The organism is Alishewanella sp. HL-SH06 (assembly GCF_052656265.1).
Genome location: NZ_CP199752.1, coordinates 3,895,001 through 3,906,914, shown reverse-complemented (window position 1 = coordinate 3,906,914; position 11,914 = coordinate 3,895,001). Strand labels below are relative to the sequence as shown.

Below are 11,914 nucleotides of genomic sequence, written 5' to 3'. Positions count from 1 at the left end.
GAATTGCCATGCCACGTTCTCTCAAGAAAGGTCCATTTATTGACCTTCACTTGCTGAAGAAGGTAGAGAAAGCGTTGGAAAGCGGAGACAAGAAGCCTATAAAGACTTGGAGCCGTCGTTCAATGATCATACCTGATATGATCGGTTTGACCATCGCTGTCCATAATGGTCGTCAACATGTACCAGTATTTGTCTCAGAAGAGATGATCGGTCACAAGTTAGGTGAATTTGCACCTACTCGTACCTATCGTGGTCATGCAGCCGACAAAAAGGCCAAGAAGCGCTAAGGGGTAAATGATGCAAGCATTAGCTAAACACAAATTTGCCCGTTCTTCTGCTCAAAAAACGCGTTTGGTCGCTGACCAAGTACGTGGATTGTCAGTTGAGAAGGCGTTGAATGTACTAACTTACAGCCCGAAGAAAGCTGCTGAGTTAGTCAAAAAGGTACTTTTATCAGCCATTGCCAACGCTGAGCACAATGAAGGCGCGGACATCGATACACTGAAAGTGAAGACCATCTTCGTTGATGAAGGTCCATCTATGAAGCGTATCAAACCACGCGCTAAAGGTCGTGCTGATCGTATCGTCAAGCGTACCAGCCACATCACTGTGGTCGTAGCTGATAACTAGGAGATAGAAATGGGACAGAAAGTACATCCTAATGGTATTCGCCTAGGTATCACTAAGCCATGGAGCTCTACCTGGTTCGCGAATACAAAAGATTTCCCGGATTTCCTGAACGGTGACTATAAAGTTCGTCAGTACCTGACAAAAGAACTGAAAGCAGCCTCAGTAAGCCGGATCGATATTGAACGCCCTGCGAAAAGCATCCGTGTGACTATTCACACTGCGCGTCCAGGCGTGATTATCGGTAAAAAAGGTGAAGACGTTGAGAAGATCCGTAAGCAAGTCGCTGCCATTGCTGGCGTGCCTGCTCAGATCAATATCTCTGAGATCCGTAAGCCAGAGCTAGATGCGAAATTAGTTGCTGATTCTATCAGTAGCCAGTTAGAGCGTCGTGTAATGTTCCGTCGTGCTATGAAGCGTGCGGTACAAAATGCTATGCGTATTGGTGCTAAAGGTATCAAGGTTCAAGTTAGCGGCCGTTTAGGCGGTGCTGAGATTGCTCGTGACGAGTGGTATCGTGAAGGTCGTGTACCTCTGCATACTCTTCGTGCAGACATTGACTACAATACTTCTGAAGCACTGACTACTTACGGCATCATTGGTGTCAAAGTGTGGATTTTCAAAGGCGAGATCCTAGGTGCTCTGCCTCTGCAAAATAACGCCAACAACGCCAACAATAACAACCAGCCTAAAGCGCCGAAAAAACCGGCTCGTAAGGCTAAGTAGGGGTATTGAGCGATGTTGCAACCAAAACGTACAAAATTTCGTAAAGTGCACAAAGGCCGTAACCGTGGTTTATCACAAGTTGGTGATAAAGTAAGTTTCGGTACATACGCACTGAAATCTGTAGAACGTGGTCAAATGACTTCACGTCAAATCGAATCTGCACGTCGTGCTATGACGCGGGCTGTTAAACGTGTTGGTAAAATCTGGATCCGTGTGTTCCCAGATAAGCCAATCACAGCTAAGCCGTTAGAAGTACGTATGGGTAGTGGTAAAGGTGCTGTTGAGTACTGGGTATGTCAGATTAAACCTGGCAAAGTTCTGTATGAAATGGACGGTGTGTCTGAAGAACTTGCGCGTCATGCTTTTGCATTGGCTGCTGCTAAGCTTCCATTCAAGACCACCTTCGTAACGCGGACGGTAATGTGATGAAAGCCAGCGAATTGAAAACAAAAAGTGTTGAAGAGTTAAATACTGAATTATTAGGTCTGTTACGTGAGCAGTTCAACATGCGCATGCAAGCAGCTACTGGTCAGTTAGCTCAGACACACTTATTGAAGCAGGTGCGTCGTGATATCGCGCGCGTTAAGACTATCTTAACCGAGAAGGCAGGTGCGTAATGACTGAAACTAATACCCGTACACTGCAAGGTAAAGTAATCAGCGACAAGATGGATAAATCTATCACTGTTGCGATTGAACGTCAGGTGAAACACCCAATTTATGGTAAATTCATCAAGCGTACTACCAAACTGCACGTGCATGACGAAACTAATCAGTGTAAAGAAGGCGACGTAGTCACTATCCGTGAATGCCGTCCTTTGTCTAAGACTAAGTCTTGGACCCTGGTAGCTATCGTTGAATCTGCTTCTTAATAATTAAGAAGAAGAATAAAACGGCTCCTGTTGGAGCCGTTTTTGTTTGTAGCAACAGATCGGTTAAGTGGCGGTACGTGTCTAGGCATACACCGAATTGTTTTTATTTTAAACTACCACTTTGCCATAACTGCTGTTATAATCACGCGCCCTTCCTCTGGGGAGGGGTTTTATTATCGTAAGCAGCGTAACCTGAGAAGGTTACATAGTAGAATAGCGGAGCACTAAGATGATCCAGATGCAATCTATGCTGGAAGTCGCAGACAACAGCGGCGCGCGCAGCGTAATGTGTATTAAGGTCTTAGGTGGTTCGCATCGCCGTTATGCTGCAATTGGTGACATCATCAAAGTTACTGTTAAGGAAGCAATTCCTCGCGGTAAAGTTAAAAAAGGTGATGTTCTGAATGCAGTGGTGGTGCGTACAGCTAAAGGCGTACGTCGTCAGGACGGGTCATTAATCCGTTTTGATCGCAATGCAGCGGTGTTATTAAACACTAAGCTGGAACCGATCGGTACCCGTATTTTCGGGCCTGTTACACGTGAACTTCGTGGCGATAAGTTTATGAAGATCGTGTCTCTGGCACCAGAAGTACTGTAAGGAGTCACCATGGCTAGCAAAATCCGTCGTGATGACGAGGTTATTGTTCTTACTGGTAAGGACAAGGGTAAACAAGGCAAAGTCACTAAAGTATTAGTTGGCGACAACCGTGTTTATGTTTCAGGCGTTAATCTGGTTAAGAAACACCAGAAGCCGGTTCCAGCTGTTAATCAGCCTGGCGGTATCGTCGAGAAAGAAGCCTCGATTCATGTTTCAAACGTAGCGATTGTTAACCCTAAAACGGGTAAAGCAGATCGTGTAGGTTTCCGTTTTGAAGATGGCAAGAAAGTGCGTTTCTTCAAATCGAATAACGAAGTAATTTAATGCTATTGGAGTAATACGATGGCGAAACTGCATGAAATTTATAAAGACACCGTAGTCCCAGAACTGTTCAAACAGTTTGGCTACTCCAGCGTCATGCAAGTCCCTCGGATTGTTAAAATCACACTCAATATGGGTGTGGGTGAAGCCGTAGCTGACAAAAAGATCCTTGATAACGCTGTAGCAGATTTAACTGCTATTGCTGGCCAGAAACCTCTGGTAACTAAGGCTCGTAAGTCAGTCGCTGGTTTCAAAATCCGTGAAGGCTACCCTATTGGCGCGAAAGTAACCCTGCGCGGCGAGCGTATGTGGGATTTCTTAGAACGTTTAGTTTCTATTGCTATCCCCCGTATCCGTGATTTCCGTGGTGTAAACCCGAAATCATTCGACGGTCGTGGTAATTACAGCATGGGTGTTCGTGAGCAAATCATTTTCCCTGAAATCGATTACGATAAAGTTGATGCAATCCGTGGTTTAGATATCACGATTACGACAACTGCTCGTACTGATGACGAAGGGCGTGCTTTACTTGCGGCGTTTAACTTCCCGTTCAAGAAATAAGGTGTAGGGTCATGGCAAAACAATCAATGAAAGCACGTGAAGCAAAGCGTGCACAACTGGTAGCCAAATTCGCTGCAAAACGTTTTGAACTTAAAGATCTGATTGCTAACACTTCAACTTCTGATGAAGATCGTTGGGCAGCGGTTCTTAAGTTACAAACGTTACCGCGTGATTCAAGCCCTGCACGTCAACGTAATCGTTGTCGTGTGACAGGTCGTCCACATGGTTATCTGCGTAAGTTCGGTATGAGCCGGATCAAAGTTCGCGAAGCGGCGATGCGCGGTGAAATTCCTGGCCTTCGTAAGGCTAGCTGGTAAGAATCACGGGAGTAACGAGCTATGAGTTTGCAAGATCCAGTAGCGGATATGTTTACTCGCATCCGTAACGGCCAGTCGGCCAATAAAGTTGCGGTTAAAATGCCTTCTTCTAAATTGAAGATTGCAATTGCGAAAGTTTTAAAAGACGAAGGTTACATCGGCGATTTCGCTGTGTCTGGTGATGTAAAACCAGAACTGGAAGTTACTTTAAAGTATTTCCAGGGCAAATCAGTTATTGAGACTATCGATCGTGTTAGTCGTCCAAGTTTGCGTATCTATAAGAAAAGCAACGAATTACCTAAGGTAATGGGCGGTTTAGGTGTGGCCATCGTGTCAACATCTAAAGGACTAATGACTGACCGTGCTGCGCGCAAGGTTGGTATCGGTGGCGAAATCATCGGCTACGTAGCGTAACGGAGGGGTTAATTTATGTCTCGTGTTGCTAAAGCCCCCGTCACTCTACCTGCAGGCGTTACTGTAACGCAAACAGGTCAAGTTGTGGCGCTTAAGGGCAAAAACGGCGAGTTAACACTGAATGTTAACCCTGCGGTTGAAATCGTTGTTGATGGCAATGTACTGCGTACAGAGCCTCGTCAAGGTTTCGAAAACGCTGACGCACAAGCAGGTACTGCTCGCGCATTATTGAACAACATGGTTACTGGTGTAAGCGAAGGCTTCAGCCAGAAACTGGAATTAGTCGGTGTTGGTTACCGTGCAAAAGCTGAAGGTAAGGTTTTAAACCTAAGCCTGGGCTTTTCTCACCCGGTCGTTTTCGAGGTGCCAGCTGGTATCACTATCGAAACACCAACACAAACTGAAGTTTGGGTCAAAGGTGCTGACAAGCAATTAGTTGGACAGGTATCTGCCAACATTCGTGCATACCGTAAACCAGAGCCTTACAAAGGCAAAGGTGTTCGTTATGCGAATGAAAACGTGCGTCGTAAAGAAGCTAAGAAAAAGTAAGGTAGGACGATGGATAAGAAACTTGCTCGTCTGCGTCGTGCCAAACGCACTCGCAGAAACATTATCGAACAAGGTGCGAATCGCCTGGTAGTACACCGTACTCCACGTCACATCTATGCTCAGCTGATTGCGCCAAATGCTGAAGTGATTGCTGCAGCTTCTACTTTAGAAGCTTCAATTAAAGAATCACTTTCGTACTCTGGTAACGTAGATGCTGCCAAAGCTGTAGGTAAAGCGATCGCCGAACGTGCAGTGGCTAAAGGCGTAACTGCATGTGCTTTTGACCGTAGCGGCTTCCAGTATCATGGTCGCGTGCAGGCGTTAGCAGACGCGGCGCGTGAAGCCGGTCTTCAGTTCTAGGAGTAGCTAATGGCTAACGAAGATTCTAAACAACAATCTGATTTACAAGAAAAGCTTGTTGCCGTTAACCGCGTGTCCAAAGTGGTAAAAGGTGGTCGTATTTTCAGCTTTACTGCATTGACAGTAGTTGGTGACGGCAACGGTCGCGTTGGTTTCGGTTATGGTAAAGCACGTGAAGTTCCAGCTGCTATTCAAAAAGCAATGGAAAAGGCACGTCGTAACATGACACAGGTTGAATTAAATGGTAACACTTTGCATCACCCAACACGTGGTGTGCACTCAGGTTCGAATGTTTACATGCAGCCTGCTGCAGAAGGTACTGGTCTAATCGCCGGCGGTGCAATGCGCGCCGTGTTGGAAGTAGCGGGTATCCAAAACATTCTTTCTAAGTGTTATGGTTCAACTAACCCAATTAACGTAGTTCGCGCTACCATTAATGCCCTGTCTTCAGTGAAGTCACCGGCACAAGTGGCAGCAAAACGCGGTTTACGCGTTGACGATATTCTGGGGTAATTTGCCATGACGAAGAAAACAGTTAAAGTCACCCAAACTAAGTCTAGTATCGGTCGTTTACCGAATCACCGGGCTTCTTTAAAGGGTCTTGGTTTACGTCGTATTGGTCACACTGTCGAAGTTGAAGATACACCTTCAGTTCGCGGTATGATCAACGCCGTTTACTACATGGTTAAAGTGGAGGAGTAACAGATGTTATTAAACACTCTATCTCCAGCACCAGGTGCTAAGAAAGATAAACGCCGTGTAGGCCGTGGTATCGGTTCTGGCTTAGGTAAGACTGCTGGCCGTGGCCATAAAGGTCTTAAATCACGTTCTGGCGGCAGTGTTCGTCCAGGCTTCGAAGGCGGTCAAATGCCTTTGAAACAACGTTTACCTAAGTTCGGTTTCACTTCTCAGAAATCTTTGGTTTCTTCTGAAGTCCGTTTACACGAACTAGCTGCTGTTAATGGCGACGTAGTAGATTTAGCTTCTTTAATGGAAGCGAACATCATCTCTCGTACTGTTAAGTTCGCAAAAGTTGTACTGTCTGGTGAGATCACTCGTCCAGTAACAGTAAAAGGCTTACGCGTAACTAAAGGTGCGCGTGCAGCGATCGAAGCCGCCGGTGGTAAAGTCGAAGAATAATAAGGATAGTACGCGATGGCTAAACCAGGTTCGGACTCAAGAGCAGCAAAAGGCGGATTCAGCGAACTGAAATCTCGCCTGTTGTTTGTGCTCTTAGCCATAATCGTTTTTCGGTTAGGCTCATTTGTGCCAATTCCTGGAATTGACGCCACCGTGCTAGCTCAGTTATTCGAGCAACAAAAAGGTACCATCGTTGAAATGTTTAACATGTTCAGCGGTGGTGCTCTTGAGCGTGCGTCTGTATTTGCGCTAGGCATTATGCCTTATATCTCTGCCTCTATCATTGTTCAGTTATTAACGGTAATGCATCCGGCAATGGCTGAATTAAAGAAAGAAGGTGAAGCAGGTAAGCGTAAAATTAATCAGTACACGCGCTACGGTACTTTAGGTTTAGCGATACTACAGTCCATTGGTATAGCCACAGGCCTGCCAAATATGATGCCAGGGTTGGTCATTAACCCAGGCTTTGCATTTTACTTTACCGCGGTGATCAGCTTGGTTACCGGTACCATGTTCTTAATGTGGTTAGGTGAGCAAATTACAGAGCGCGGCATTGGTAATGGTATTTCGTTGCTAATTTTTACCGGTATTGTTGCTGGCTTCCCGTCTGCCATTGGTCAGACGATTGAGCAAGCGCGTCAGGGCGATTTGCACTTTTTACTATTAGTAGCTATTGGCGTGATTGTTGTTGCGATTACCTGGTTTGTGGTGTTCTTTGAACGCGGCCAGCGTCGTATCGTGGTTAACTACGCAAAACGTCAGCAGGGCCGTCAGGTGTTTGCTGCGCAGAGCAGCCATTTACCGTTAAAGGTTAATATGGCCGGTGTTATTCCACCGATATTCGCGTCTAGCATTATTCTGTTCCCTGGTACAATAGCCAGTTGGTTCGGTACAGGTGAAGGTATGGTAGCCAATTTCTTACAGGAATTGTCGCTAACATTATCTCCAGGACAACCGCTGTATATGATGTTATACTCGGCGGCTATCATTTTCTTCTGTTTCTTTTATACTGCGTTGGTATTTAACCCACGTGATACAGCAGATAACTTGAAGAAATCTGGTGCTTTTATCCCTGGTATTCGTCCTGGCGAGCAGACATCAAAATACATTGATAAAGTAATGACACGTTTGACCCTAGCCGGCGCGTTGTACATTACCTTTATTTGTTTGGTTCCTGAGTTCATGATGGTAGCGTGGAACGTACAGTTCTACTTCGGCGGTACTTCTTTACTGATTATCGTTGTTGTTATCATGGATTTCATGGCACAGGTACAGACACATCTGATGTCACATCAGTATGATTCTGTGCTGAAAAAGGCAAATCTTAAAGGCATAGGCCGTTAAGATAGTTTGCGGAGTTAAGTTATGAAAGTACGAGCTTCCGTTAAGAAGATCTGCCGTAACTGCAAAGTGATCAAACGTAATAACGTAGTTCGCGTAATTTGCAGTGAGCCAAAGCATAAACAGCGCCAAGGCTAATAGCAGAAAAACGATAAGGCGGGCTGAACTTTAAGTTTAGCCCCTTTATTGTTTGCAATATAAGCGCCATTTGAGTATCCTTACGGGCTTTTCAAATTGGCACCTTTTAATTTCAGATAGGAGAACGTTAGTGGCCCGTATCGCTGGCATTAACATCCCCGATAATAAACATGCAGTGATCTCACTGACTTATGTTTATGGTATCGGTAAGACCCGCGCTAAATCAATTTTAGCGGCAGTGGGTATTGAAGAGAATACTAAGATCGCGTCTTTATCAGACTCGCAATTAGATACTCTACGTGACGAAGTTGCAAAGTATACCGTTGAAGGTGACTTGCGTCGTGAAATCACATTAAACATTAAGCGTTTAATGGACCTTGGTTGCTACCGTGGCTTACGTCACCGTCGTAGTCTGCCGGTCCGTGGTCAGCGCACTAAGACTAATGCGCGTACCCGCAAGGGCCCACGTAAAGCGATTAAGAAATAAGGTGATTCAACATGGCTAAAGCACCAGTTCGTACTCGTAAGCGGGTAAAAAAACAAGTTTCAGACGGTATGGCTCATATCCATGCTTCTTTCAACAACACCATCGTGACGATTACTGATCGTCAGGGCAATGCATTGTGTTGGGCAACAGCAGGCGGTTCAGGTTTCCGTGGTTCACGTAAATCTACTCCGTTTGCAGCTCAAGTAGCAGCAGAGCGTGCAGGTACAGCTGCACTGGAATATGGTCTGAAAAACCTTGAAGTGTTTGTGAATGGTCCAGGCCCAGGCCGCGAATCAGCGATTCGTGCTCTGAATGCCGCTGGTTACAAGATCACAAATATCACCGACGTGACGCCTATCCCACATAATGGATGTCGTCCACCTAAAAAACGTCGCGTGTAATTACAGCGCTTCACGGATTATTGGAGAAAGAAGATGGCAAGATATTTGGGTCCAAAGCTCAAACTAAGTCGTCGCGAAGGTACAGATCTGTTCCTGAAGAGCGGCGTAAGAGCAATCGATTCAAAGTGTAACTTAACTACAGCTCCTGGTCAGCACGGCGCACGTCGCGGTCGCTTATCAGACTACGGTTTACAGTTACGCGAGAAGCAAAAAGTACGTCGTATGTATGGCGTGCTTGAGAAGCAGTTCCGTAATTACTACAAAGAAGCTGCTCGTTTGAAAGGTAATACAGGTGAGAACCTGTTAGCGTTGTTAGAGTCACGCTTAGACAACGTAGTTTACCGTATGGGTCTGGCCAGCACACGTGCTGAAGCCCGTCAGCTTGTTAGCCACAAAGCTATTATGATTAATGGCCAAGTGTTAAACATTCCATCATACAAAGTATTACCTGAACAAGTTATCTCTGTTCGTGAAAAAGCTAAAAAGCAAGCCCGTATCGGTGCTGCGCTTGAAGTAGCCGCACAACGTGAGAAACCAACTTGGATAGAAGTTGACAACACGAAACTGGAAGGTGTTTTCAAACGCACTCCTGAGCGTTCAGATTTGTCAGCTGACATCAACGAACAGTTAATCGTCGAGCTTTACTCTAAGTAAAGCTAATTGTTAAGAGAGGATATATGCAGGGTTCTGTCACCGAATTCCTTAAGCCGAGATTAGTTGGTATCGAAAGGATCAACCCAACTCGTGCCAAAGTTACTTTGGAACCATTAGAGCGCGGTTTCGGGCATACCTTGGGCAACGCGTTACGTCGTATTCTGTTATCGTCTATGCCAGGTTGTGCTGTGACTGAAGTAGAAATAGACGGCGTTCTTCATGAGTACAGTGCCAAAGAAGGTGTTCAGGAAGATATCATTGATATTCTCCTAAACCTGAAAGGCCTTGCCGTTCGCCTGGAAGACAAAGATGAAGTCTCCCTGACTTTAACGAAGAAAGGTGCTGGCCCTGTAACTGCTGGAGATATCCAGCGTGGCGACGGTGTGGTTATTGTTAACCCTGAGCACGTTATTTGTAATTTGACTGGCGAGACTGAGTTCAGTATGCGTCTGAAAATTGAACGTGGTCGCGGTTATGTGCCTGCATCAGCTCGTTTGTCCTCAGATGATGACGAACGTCCGATCGGTCGCTTATTACTTGACGCATCTTTCAGCCCAGTTGAGCGTATTGCTTATACTGTTGAAGCAGCACGGGTAGAACAGCGTACTGATTTGGATAAACTGGTTATCGATATGGAAACCAACGGCACTGTTGAGCCAGAGGAAGCCATTCGTCGCGCAGCAACAATTTTAGCTGAACAGCTAGAATTCTTCGTAGAATTGCGTGATAAGAGTGAGCCTGAAAAACGTGAAGAGAAACCGGAGTTTGATCCGATTCTGTTACGTCCAGTCGATGATTTAGAGCTAACAGTTCGTTCTGCAAACTGCCTTAAGGCAGAGCAGATTCAGTACATTGGTGATCTGGTACAGCGTACCGAGGTTGAGCTTCTTAAAACGCCTAACCTGGGTAAGAAGTCTCTTACCGAAATCAAAGACGTGTTGGCATCACGCGGTTTATCCTTAGGCATGCGCCTGGAAAACTGGCCGCCAGCTAGTTTGGTAAATAAAGACTAACCAGATACCAGTTCCTGGTTTAGTGAGAAGGAATAGATCATGCGCCATCGCAAGAGTGGTCGTCAATTAAATCGGAACAGCAGCCACCGTACTGCAATGTTCCGCAACATGGCAAGCTCGTTGGTGAAGCACGAAATCATCAAAACGACTTTGCCAAAAGCTAAAGAGTTACGTCGTGTGATCGAGCCATTGATCACATTGGCAAAGAATGACAGCGTTGCAAACCGTCGTCTGGCTTTTGCCCGTACTCGTGATAAAGAAGTTGTAGGTTTATTGTTCAATGTTTTAGGCCCGCGTTACAACGCGCGTCCAGGTGGTTACACTCGCATCATGAAGTGTGGCTTCCGTACTGGTGACAACGCACCTATGGCTTACATTGAATTAGTTGATCGTCCAGAAACGGACGCAGCAATGCCAGTTGAAGAAACTGCTGCTGAATAATCACTTGTTCTTCTAAAAACCGGGCTTAATGCCCGGTTTTTTTATATCCAAATTTTATTGTTGTATGCTATTTATACAATCGCTTATTATTTATCTTAACTGTTGCCTGATGATAAACATTGAAGAATTAAGGTCTGCCGAATTGAAAATTTTATTTTATATATTTCTAACGGCTGCAATGATTCCGCACATTGCATTTGCTCGTTCAGATGTTTGCCAGCGTTTCACCGCAGCAGCCAGTTGTCAGTCTTTGTTACCGTTGCTCGAGCAAAACCAACAGAAATTAACATTGCTCGATAGGGTATTTGCCGACAGTCAATCTTATAAACTGCAGATCATTTTCACGCGAATAGAATCACCGATGATTGAGGGGGAATTACCCAAGTTACATTATTATCATTATGGGGTTCAGCCTGATCGTTATTTTTATCCTGCGAGTACTGTTAAACTGCCTTTAGTTGCCTTAGCTATGCAATGGTTGAATGAACAAACTGCAGCCGGTATAACCTTAGACACAATAATGTTGACTGACGCGCTACACCCTTCGCAATTTTCAGCTTACACAGATGTAACTAGTGACTCTGGTTTACCCAGTGTAGGGCACTACATTAAAAAAATCTTACTCGTGAGTGATAATGACAGCAGTAATCGTTTATACGAATTATTGGGCCAGCAGTATATTAACCAACAACTTCAAGCTAAAGGTTTAACATCGACTGTTATTAATCATCGTTTAAGTGTGCCATTTACTGACGATGACAATCGCTTTTTCAATCCAATTCGTTTTATAGATCCTGTTGGTAAAACGTTATTAGCTATACCTCAGCGTCAAGTTGCAGTTTCCTATCGAAACACAGATCAACCAAAACTCGGCTTAGCCTATTTTCAGCATGGTCAGTTGGTCAACCAGCCTATGGATTTTACATTAAAGAACCGTCAATCCTTAGTAGACCTT

At 45.1% G+C, this 11,914-nt stretch carries 24 protein-coding genes (1 of these 24 only partly in view); all 24 read left to right on the top strand.

Going from position 1 to position 11,914, the window contains the following annotated elements; genetic code table 11:
• The first annotated feature begins 8 nt into the window (after window positions 1-8).
• Entirely contained in the window at window positions 9-287 is a 279-nt protein-coding gene (gene rpsS, locus ACUJFK_RS17880) for a 30S ribosomal protein S19 (protein WP_008950795.1), read from the top strand.
• 10 nt (window positions 288-297) lie between these two features.
• A complete protein-coding gene (rplV, locus tag ACUJFK_RS17875; protein ID WP_226752328.1) occupies window positions 298-630 on the top strand; it encodes a 50S ribosomal protein L22 in 333 nt (110 codons plus the stop codon).
• A gap of 9 nt (window positions 631-639) precedes the next feature.
• Window positions 640-1,353 carry a 30S ribosomal protein S3 gene (gene rpsC, locus ACUJFK_RS17870; RefSeq protein ID WP_189434397.1) on the top strand — a complete coding sequence of 238 codons (714 nt, stop codon included), beginning with the start codon at window positions 640-642 and terminating at the stop codon, window positions 1,351-1,353.
• A gap of 12 nt (window positions 1,354-1,365) precedes the next feature.
• The gene (gene rplP / locus ACUJFK_RS17865; protein ID WP_226752327.1) at window positions 1,366-1,779 is read left to right on the top strand and encodes a 50S ribosomal protein L16; all 414 of its coding nucleotides are present in this window, start codon (window positions 1,366-1,368) and stop codon (window positions 1,777-1,779) included.
• Window positions 1,779-1,970: a 50S ribosomal protein L29 gene (rpmC, locus tag ACUJFK_RS17860; RefSeq protein WP_445426808.1), complete on the top strand. Its 192-nt coding sequence runs from the start codon at window positions 1,779-1,781 to the stop codon at window positions 1,968-1,970. The genes rplP and rpmC overlap by 1 nt, the downstream gene beginning before the upstream one ends.
• Entirely contained in the window at window positions 1,970-2,224 is a 255-nt protein-coding gene (rpsQ, locus tag ACUJFK_RS17855) for a 30S ribosomal protein S17 (protein WP_226752325.1), read from the top strand. Before rpmC ends, rpsQ begins: the two co-directional genes overlap by 1 nt.
• A 229-nt stretch (window positions 2,225-2,453) precedes the next feature.
• On the top strand, window positions 2,454-2,822 hold the full coding sequence (gene rplN / locus ACUJFK_RS17850) for a 50S ribosomal protein L14 (RefSeq protein ID WP_189434388.1): 369 nt from the start codon (window positions 2,454-2,456) through the stop codon (window positions 2,820-2,822).
• A 9-nt stretch (window positions 2,823-2,831) separates the two neighbouring features.
• Entirely contained in the window at window positions 2,832-3,146 is a 315-nt protein-coding gene (gene rplX, locus ACUJFK_RS17845; RefSeq protein ID WP_226752324.1) for a 50S ribosomal protein L24, read from the top strand.
• 18 nt (window positions 3,147-3,164) lie between these two features.
• On the top strand, window positions 3,165-3,704 hold the full coding sequence (gene rplE / locus ACUJFK_RS17840; RefSeq protein ID WP_226752323.1) for a 50S ribosomal protein L5: 540 nt from the start codon (window positions 3,165-3,167) through the stop codon (window positions 3,702-3,704).
• A gap of 11 nt (window positions 3,705-3,715) precedes the next feature.
• A complete protein-coding gene (rpsN, locus tag ACUJFK_RS17835; RefSeq protein WP_226752322.1) occupies window positions 3,716-4,021 on the top strand; it encodes a 30S ribosomal protein S14 in 306 nt (101 codons plus the stop codon).
• A gap of 21 nt (window positions 4,022-4,042) precedes the next feature.
• The gene (gene rpsH / locus ACUJFK_RS17830; protein ID WP_226752321.1) at window positions 4,043-4,435 is read left to right on the top strand and encodes a 30S ribosomal protein S8; all 393 of its coding nucleotides are present in this window, start codon (window positions 4,043-4,045) and stop codon (window positions 4,433-4,435) included.
• 15 nt (window positions 4,436-4,450) lie between these two features.
• Window positions 4,451-4,984, top strand: coding sequence for a 50S ribosomal protein L6 (rplF, locus tag ACUJFK_RS17825; RefSeq protein WP_229588329.1), 534 nt, complete (start codon window positions 4,451-4,453; stop codon window positions 4,982-4,984).
• A gap of 9 nt (window positions 4,985-4,993) precedes the next feature.
• Complete coding sequence (rplR, locus tag ACUJFK_RS17820) at window positions 4,994-5,344, top strand: 50S ribosomal protein L18 (protein ID WP_226752319.1); 351 nt, start codon at window positions 4,994-4,996, stop codon at window positions 5,342-5,344.
• Between the two features lie 9 nt (window positions 5,345-5,353).
• On the top strand, window positions 5,354-5,857 hold the full coding sequence (rpsE, locus tag ACUJFK_RS17815; RefSeq protein WP_226752318.1) for a 30S ribosomal protein S5: 504 nt from the start codon (window positions 5,354-5,356) through the stop codon (window positions 5,855-5,857).
• A gap of 6 nt (window positions 5,858-5,863) precedes the next feature.
• On the top strand, window positions 5,864-6,046 hold the full coding sequence (gene rpmD / locus ACUJFK_RS17810) for a 50S ribosomal protein L30 (protein WP_226752317.1): 183 nt from the start codon (window positions 5,864-5,866) through the stop codon (window positions 6,044-6,046).
• Between the two features lie 3 nt (window positions 6,047-6,049).
• Window positions 6,050-6,484 carry a 50S ribosomal protein L15 gene (gene rplO, locus ACUJFK_RS17805; RefSeq protein WP_226752316.1) on the top strand — a complete coding sequence of 145 codons (435 nt, stop codon included), beginning with the start codon at window positions 6,050-6,052 and terminating at the stop codon, window positions 6,482-6,484.
• A 15-nt stretch (window positions 6,485-6,499) separates the two neighbouring features.
• A complete protein-coding gene (gene secY / locus ACUJFK_RS17800; protein WP_229588328.1) occupies window positions 6,500-7,828 on the top strand; it encodes a preprotein translocase subunit SecY in 1,329 nt (442 codons plus the stop codon).
• A gap of 21 nt (window positions 7,829-7,849) precedes the next feature.
• Complete coding sequence (gene rpmJ, locus ACUJFK_RS17795; RefSeq protein WP_008950799.1) at window positions 7,850-7,963, top strand: 50S ribosomal protein L36; 114 nt, start codon at window positions 7,850-7,852, stop codon at window positions 7,961-7,963.
• Window positions 7,964-8,093: 130 nt separating this feature from the next.
• Complete coding sequence (gene rpsM, locus ACUJFK_RS17790; protein WP_226752314.1) at window positions 8,094-8,450, top strand: 30S ribosomal protein S13; 357 nt, start codon at window positions 8,094-8,096, stop codon at window positions 8,448-8,450.
• Window positions 8,451-8,461: 11 nt separating this feature from the next.
• Window positions 8,462-8,851: a 30S ribosomal protein S11 gene (rpsK, locus tag ACUJFK_RS17785; protein WP_040552629.1), complete on the top strand. Its 390-nt coding sequence runs from the start codon at window positions 8,462-8,464 to the stop codon at window positions 8,849-8,851.
• Between the two features lie 33 nt (window positions 8,852-8,884).
• Window positions 8,885-9,505 carry a 30S ribosomal protein S4 gene (rpsD, locus tag ACUJFK_RS17780; protein ID WP_226752313.1) on the top strand — a complete coding sequence of 207 codons (621 nt, stop codon included), beginning with the start codon at window positions 8,885-8,887 and terminating at the stop codon, window positions 9,503-9,505.
• 23 nt (window positions 9,506-9,528) lie between these two features.
• Window positions 9,529-10,518 carry a DNA-directed RNA polymerase subunit alpha gene (locus ACUJFK_RS17775; RefSeq protein ID WP_226752312.1) on the top strand — a complete coding sequence of 330 codons (990 nt, stop codon included), beginning with the start codon at window positions 9,529-9,531 and terminating at the stop codon, window positions 10,516-10,518.
• A gap of 39 nt (window positions 10,519-10,557) precedes the next feature.
• Window positions 10,558-10,959 carry a 50S ribosomal protein L17 gene (gene rplQ / locus ACUJFK_RS17770; RefSeq protein ID WP_226752311.1) on the top strand — a complete coding sequence of 134 codons (402 nt, stop codon included), beginning with the start codon at window positions 10,558-10,560 and terminating at the stop codon, window positions 10,957-10,959.
• A 142-nt stretch (window positions 10,960-11,101) separates the two neighbouring features.
• A protein-coding gene (locus ACUJFK_RS17765) for a serine hydrolase (protein WP_445425687.1) crosses the window boundary here: on the top strand, window positions 11,102-11,914 show its 5' portion. 459 nt of this gene lie beyond the right edge of the window; only the first 813 of its 1,272 coding nucleotides appear in the window; the start codon lies at window positions 11,102-11,104; its stop codon lies beyond the right edge, outside the window.

Bases quoted from the DNA above. Each gene is read 5' to 3' on its own strand.
- rpsS (WP_008950795.1), top strand. From the start codon at position 9: ATGCCACGTTCTCTCAAGAAAGGTCCATTTATTGACCTTCACTTGCTG.
- rplP (WP_226752327.1), top strand. From the start codon at position 1,366: ATGTTGCAACCAAAACGTACAAAATTTCGTAAAGTGCACAAAGGCCGT.
- rplX (WP_226752324.1), top strand. From the start codon at position 2,832: ATGGCTAGCAAAATCCGTCGTGATGACGAGGTTATTGTTCTTACTGGT.
- rpsD (WP_226752313.1), top strand. From the start codon at position 8,885: ATGGCAAGATATTTGGGTCCAAAGCTCAAACTAAGTCGTCGCGAAGGT.
- rpsC (WP_189434397.1), top strand. From the start codon at position 640: ATGGGACAGAAAGTACATCCTAATGGTATTCGCCTAGGTATCACTAAG.
- rpsQ (WP_226752325.1), top strand. From the start codon at position 1,970: ATGACTGAAACTAATACCCGTACACTGCAAGGTAAAGTAATCAGCGAC.
- secY (WP_229588328.1), top strand. From the start codon at position 6,500: ATGGCTAAACCAGGTTCGGACTCAAGAGCAGCAAAAGGCGGATTCAGC.
- rpsK (WP_040552629.1), top strand. From the start codon at position 8,462: ATGGCTAAAGCACCAGTTCGTACTCGTAAGCGGGTAAAAAAACAAGTT.
- rplR (WP_226752319.1), top strand. From the start codon at position 4,994: ATGGATAAGAAACTTGCTCGTCTGCGTCGTGCCAAACGCACTCGCAGA.
- rpsE (WP_226752318.1), top strand. From the start codon at position 5,354: ATGGCTAACGAAGATTCTAAACAACAATCTGATTTACAAGAAAAGCTT.
- rplE (WP_226752323.1), top strand. From the start codon at position 3,165: ATGGCGAAACTGCATGAAATTTATAAAGACACCGTAGTCCCAGAACTG.
- ACUJFK_RS17775 (WP_226752312.1), top strand. From the start codon at position 9,529: ATGCAGGGTTCTGTCACCGAATTCCTTAAGCCGAGATTAGTTGGTATC.
- rpmC (WP_445426808.1), top strand. From the start codon at position 1,779: ATGAAAGCCAGCGAATTGAAAACAAAAAGTGTTGAAGAGTTAAATACT.
- rpmJ (WP_008950799.1), top strand. From the start codon at position 7,850: ATGAAAGTACGAGCTTCCGTTAAGAAGATCTGCCGTAACTGCAAAGTG.
- rplO (WP_226752316.1), top strand. From the start codon at position 6,050: ATGTTATTAAACACTCTATCTCCAGCACCAGGTGCTAAGAAAGATAAA.
- rplQ (WP_226752311.1), top strand. From the start codon at position 10,558: ATGCGCCATCGCAAGAGTGGTCGTCAATTAAATCGGAACAGCAGCCAC.
- rplV (WP_226752328.1), top strand. From the start codon at position 298: ATGCAAGCATTAGCTAAACACAAATTTGCCCGTTCTTCTGCTCAAAAA.
- rpsH (WP_226752321.1), top strand. From the start codon at position 4,043: ATGAGTTTGCAAGATCCAGTAGCGGATATGTTTACTCGCATCCGTAAC.
- rpmD (WP_226752317.1), top strand. From the start codon at position 5,864: ATGACGAAGAAAACAGTTAAAGTCACCCAAACTAAGTCTAGTATCGGT.
- rpsN (WP_226752322.1), top strand. From the start codon at position 3,716: ATGGCAAAACAATCAATGAAAGCACGTGAAGCAAAGCGTGCACAACTG.
- rplN (WP_189434388.1), top strand. From the start codon at position 2,454: ATGATCCAGATGCAATCTATGCTGGAAGTCGCAGACAACAGCGGCGCG.
- rplF (WP_229588329.1), top strand. From the start codon at position 4,451: ATGTCTCGTGTTGCTAAAGCCCCCGTCACTCTACCTGCAGGCGTTACT.